At 57.2% G+C, this 4,056-nt stretch carries 5 protein-coding genes; 1 reads left to right on the top strand and 4 read right to left on the bottom strand.

Going from position 1 to position 4,056, the window contains the following annotated elements; translation table 11 throughout:
* The 3 genes from P792_RS33035 to P792_RS33025 form a co-directional block, all read right to left on the bottom strand.
* On the bottom strand, positions 1 to 274 hold a 274-nt coding region (locus P792_RS33035), incomplete at its 3' end, for a DUF1330 domain-containing protein (protein WP_023979630.1).
* A gap of 48 nt (positions 275 to 322) precedes the next feature.
* Positions 323 to 937: a YitT family protein gene (locus P792_RS33030; protein ID WP_023979629.1), complete on the bottom strand. Its 615-nt coding sequence runs from the start codon at positions 935 to 937 to the stop codon at positions 323 to 325.
* A 94-nt stretch (positions 938 to 1,031) separates the two neighbouring features.
* Entirely contained in the window at positions 1,032 to 2,681 is a 1,650-nt protein-coding gene (locus tag P792_RS33025; RefSeq protein ID WP_023979628.1) for an alpha-keto acid decarboxylase family protein, read from the bottom strand.
* Positions 2,682 to 2,777: 96 nt separating this feature from the next.
* Between P792_RS33025 and P792_RS33020 the strand changes: the two genes are divergently transcribed.
* On the top strand, positions 2,778 to 3,698 hold the full coding sequence (locus tag P792_RS33020) for a LysR family transcriptional regulator (RefSeq protein WP_023979627.1): 921 nt from the start codon (positions 2,778 to 2,780) through the stop codon (positions 3,696 to 3,698).
* 108 nt (positions 3,699 to 3,806) lie between these two features.
* Here the strand turns inward: P792_RS33020 and P792_RS37740 are convergent.
* Positions 3,807 to 4,056 (bottom strand): hypothetical protein (locus P792_RS37740; RefSeq protein ID WP_161630860.1); only part of this gene is annotated, 250 nt, incomplete at its 5' end.

Raw genomic sequence — 4,056 nt, 5'->3', positions numbered from 1 at the left:
CCAGGGTGGCGCGATAGACGGCCCCGCGAAAGCGATGTTCACGAGCCTCACGATAGGCGTCGCTTTCGTACCAGGCCATTGCAGCTGCGCGATCCGGAAATTCGAGAATGACGATGCCTTCGGGTCCTTCGCCTTCCAGACATTCCTGCGCGCCATAAAAAACGATTGGGGTGAGAGGGTGCTTGTCGATCGTTGCAGCCGCCAGACCCGAATAGATATCCATCTCGCTCTGGTCGATCAGGCGTTCCTTGGTGAAAACGATATAGACGCTCATGATGTGTATCCCTTCTGAAATGCGACAGATGATCGGGTCCTATGGACCTCAATGTCCGATATAGCGGCCCGGTCGGTGATAGGCGATCAGCACACCGCTCGTGGCCACAGCACTGAGAGCCGACAAGGCAGCCTTGTCGAGCGGTAGATAGAACGCTGAAACAGAGAGAATGACGGCATCGATTGTGATCTGCACACGCCCGGCATTGATCCCGCGCGCCTTCTGCAACCAAAGGCATATGATGCCCGTCCCTCCGACGCCCGCCTGATGGCGCGCCAGACATAATATCCCGAGCCCGATCATCGTGCCTGAAAACAGGGCAGAGAACAGCGGGTTTATGTAAGACAGGTTCATCACCAGTGGCATTTCCCCGGCGGCGAAGGTCACGCCCAAACTCGCCAGCATGGTTCTGAAGGCAAACCCCGTGCTCATGGCGCGTATGGCAAAAAGCAGGAAAGGAAAATTGATCAGGGTAAACAGATTACCCGGTGAGACAGGCACCAGATAGGACAGCAAAAGAGCGATCCCGGCCATGCCTCCCGTAACCAGCCCAGCCTTGTGCAGGCACAATATGCCCATGACGATCAGGGAACACCCGATGAAAAAGGCGTAGATATCTTCTGCGAGCGAGTGCCGCAGGGCCGGTACGTGCGGCGTGGTCATTTCCGGATCTTGTCCTTGGTGCAGGGTCGGGCGGTCCGCTGTTGCAAGCAGGAGACCGCCGGGTCGATGTCATTCTTCAGGAATGTGCAGGGGGCTAGTTGCCGTAGAGCGTTCCTACGGCATCATGCATCGCCAGCGCGACGGGTGCCGCGTCGTAACGCCTCATGCGGACCTCGATGAAATGACCGCGTGAGGTATCCGCGTTGCAGGCAGCGAAAGCAGCCTCAAGCTCATCGCGTGTCGAGACAGTGCTGACGGCCCAGTCGTCGCACCCCAGCGCGGCAGGCAGGAGGTGATAGCGCCACTGGGCGAGGTCATTGTAATAGGTCTCACCGTCCTTGCACAAAAGCCGCTCGATCAGATAGCCATCGTTATTGATCACAACCACGACAGGGTGTTTCCTGAAGCGACCGAACTGGCTCAGTTCCTGAGCCGTCAGCTGATGCGAACCCTCGCCTGTCACGAGGATCACCCGGCGTGATGATGCGGCCATCGCCATACCGAAAGAGGCAGGAGTCGCCCAGCCGATAGACCCCCACAGGGTCTGGTTATGATAGCTTACATCCTCTGGCAGGCGGATTTCCGCCATACCCATTGAGGCATTGCCGGTTTCGGCCGCAATGATATCATCCGGCCTGATGAGCGACTGAAGATCATGATAAAGCGTCGCGGAGGAAATGAAGGGCTCATTTCCCGCAACGGGACGCGCCTGTACAGGCAGTTCGCCCTCGAAACGCCGGATCGTGTCTGCTTGGGCACAAAGCCCATCGAGGACATCGTGCATCATCACGCCATTGATGATCTCATGACCAAAAACAACATGGTCCGGCATGATGTTGATCAGATGTTCTTCGGAGAGTTTGGCCGTGAACGCGCCGGTGTTGAAATCTGTCTGCTGCATACCGATCCCGAGAACCAGATCGCACCCTTCCAAGAAATCGGCGATATTTTCATGAAGCAGATGGCCGTAATAAAGGCCGAGATAGTGCGGGGCGGTTTCTCTCACCACGCTTTTATCGGCAAACATGGTTGCGTGGGGAAGCACCGTGCGATCGAGAAAATCCTGCACGCGGGCCTGATTGCCAAAACGCGCAGCCAGAATACCCGGCAGAACGCAGGATCGCGCGCTTTTCTCCAGACTGGCGAGAATACGGGCAATGACCGTGCCAAGGGCGTCGGGGCAGCTTTGCGCTGGTTGCAGGATGAGTGGCGCAGCCACCACCACTGGCTTGCCCGCGATATCGGAGGGAATACCGAAATAAATGGGGCGTCGTTCAGCGCGCATGGCATGAATGGCACGCTCGACTTCCTGGATACAGTTTTCCGGAGTGAGAATGACGCGGGCACAGGTAAAATCGGCGGCCGCATTGTAGAAGGCCAGAAAATTACCGTTGGCCAGTGAGTGATGAACCAGCTTGTCGGAGCCCAGCACCGATGAGGCGGGCATACCAACGATATGGACAATCGGCAGACGCTCGGCAAAAGCCCCGGCGACACCGTTCAGGGCGCTGAGTTCGCCCACGCCGAACGTTGTGCTCAGGGCCGCAACGCCATTTACGCGCGCGTACCCGTCAGCACTATAGGCGGCATTGAGCTCATTGCAACTGCCCACCCAGGTCATGTCATCGCGGGCACAGACGGCATCTTCAATCGGGAAGGCGTAATCACCTGCAACACCGAACACGTGGCGGATGCCCAGATCGGCAACGCGGTTCAGCAGATGCTCTATGACAGTCACACTCATGGCTTGCCTCTCGTCAAACAAGAACAGGCCGGTCATACATGCTTCGCAATATATAGGATAATATGATATTTTTATGCCAAATATAGGATTTTGGCTATGTCGTCTGCGCAGATCACCTTTCGCGAGCTTACCCATTTCCTCGCCGTGATCAGCGAGGGAGGCTTTGTGCGTGCCAGTCAGGCGCTCAATATCAGCCAGCCATCGATCAGCCAGAGTGTGCAGAGTCTCGAGGCCAAGATCGGGGCCAGCCTGATCGTGCGCGGCAGGAAAACCATCCAGTTGACCGAGAAGGGCCAGATATTCCGCCGCTATGCGGAAAGAACGGTCAATGACGAAATAAGCCTGAGAGAGCGGCTTTCAGAAACGAGGGAAACCGTGGAAGGCCCGCTGCGCGTGGCTGTCCCTCCGGCCATCGCTTCGATCTGCTTTCCGGCCATTATCGATGTTTTCTGCCGCAGATATCCGGATGTGATGCTGGAAATCGACGAATGTCCGTCCGATCGACTGATACCGCGCCTGCGTAGCGGCAAAACGGAGATTGCAGCGCTCATCCTCCCCGCAGCAGAGCGGGATTTGCGCCTTTATCCGCTGGGGCGAGATCATCTCTCCCTTGTCGTGCCAAGCCAGCACCCGCTGGCCGAAGCGCATCATTGCCGTCTGGACGACATTCTGGACGAACGCATCGTCCTGCTGCGTGAGGATTTCAAGATCAACGATTTCATCATGAGTGCCTTTGCCAGCCACTCGACGCAGCCTCTGGTCACCGGGCGCACGAGCGATATCCACCTCCTGATGGCCATGGTGCGGGCGGGGGTCGGGCTGGGAATTGTACCCTCGCTTCTCTGCCGGGATAGCCGCATGAATGGCCTAACCGCCCTGAAGCTTTTATCACCCAGCATCAGCTTCGATCTGGTTATGGCGACGCGCAAGGATCGCACGCTTTCAAAGGCAGGCGAGGCCTGGAGGCGCGTCTGCCAGACGCATTTCATTGAACCCGATACCGCCACCGAAAGCTGAAACGTAGCTTATGCGCAATATCACGACCCGGCTGCGCGTGTGAGTGGCTTGGAGCTCTCGCAAACCTGTAGCGAGCTTGCCTCGTGGTGGCAGAACTTACCGTTCCTGTTACGCCTCAACCGCGCGCGGTCTTGTCAGACAGAACAGATAGAGTTGCGGAATGGCGGACAGGGATATCGCAAGATAACTGCCCCACACCATGAAAACGACGCCCCAGCCGACGAGCGCCATCACGCTCACGAACCCGATCAATTGCAGCGGTGAGAGCTCTCTCCTGAAACTCTCACGTATCGCCTGATACAAACCGAATAATGCGATCAGAAACAGGACATCACCGAGGCTGAGAAATGGTTCAGGA

Origin of the sequence: Asaia sp. SF2.1 (assembly GCF_000505765.1) — a bacterium.
Taxonomy (GTDB): Bacteria; Pseudomonadota; Alphaproteobacteria; order Acetobacterales; family Acetobacteraceae; genus Asaia; species Asaia bogorensis.
The sequence above is the reverse complement of the archived record's forward strand: the minus strand, read 5'-3'. Positions and strand labels throughout refer to the sequence as shown.

Excerpts from the sequence above, each read along its gene's own strand:
- P792_RS33030 (WP_023979629.1), bottom strand. The coding sequence starts at position 937 with ATGACCACGCCGCACGTACCGGCCCTGCGGCACTCGCTCGCAGAAGAT.
- P792_RS33025 (WP_023979628.1), bottom strand. The coding sequence starts at position 2,681 with ATGAGTGTGACTGTCATAGAGCATCTGCTGAACCGCGTTGCCGATCTG.
- P792_RS33020 (WP_023979627.1), top strand. The coding sequence starts at position 2,778 with ATGTCGTCTGCGCAGATCACCTTTCGCGAGCTTACCCATTTCCTCGCC.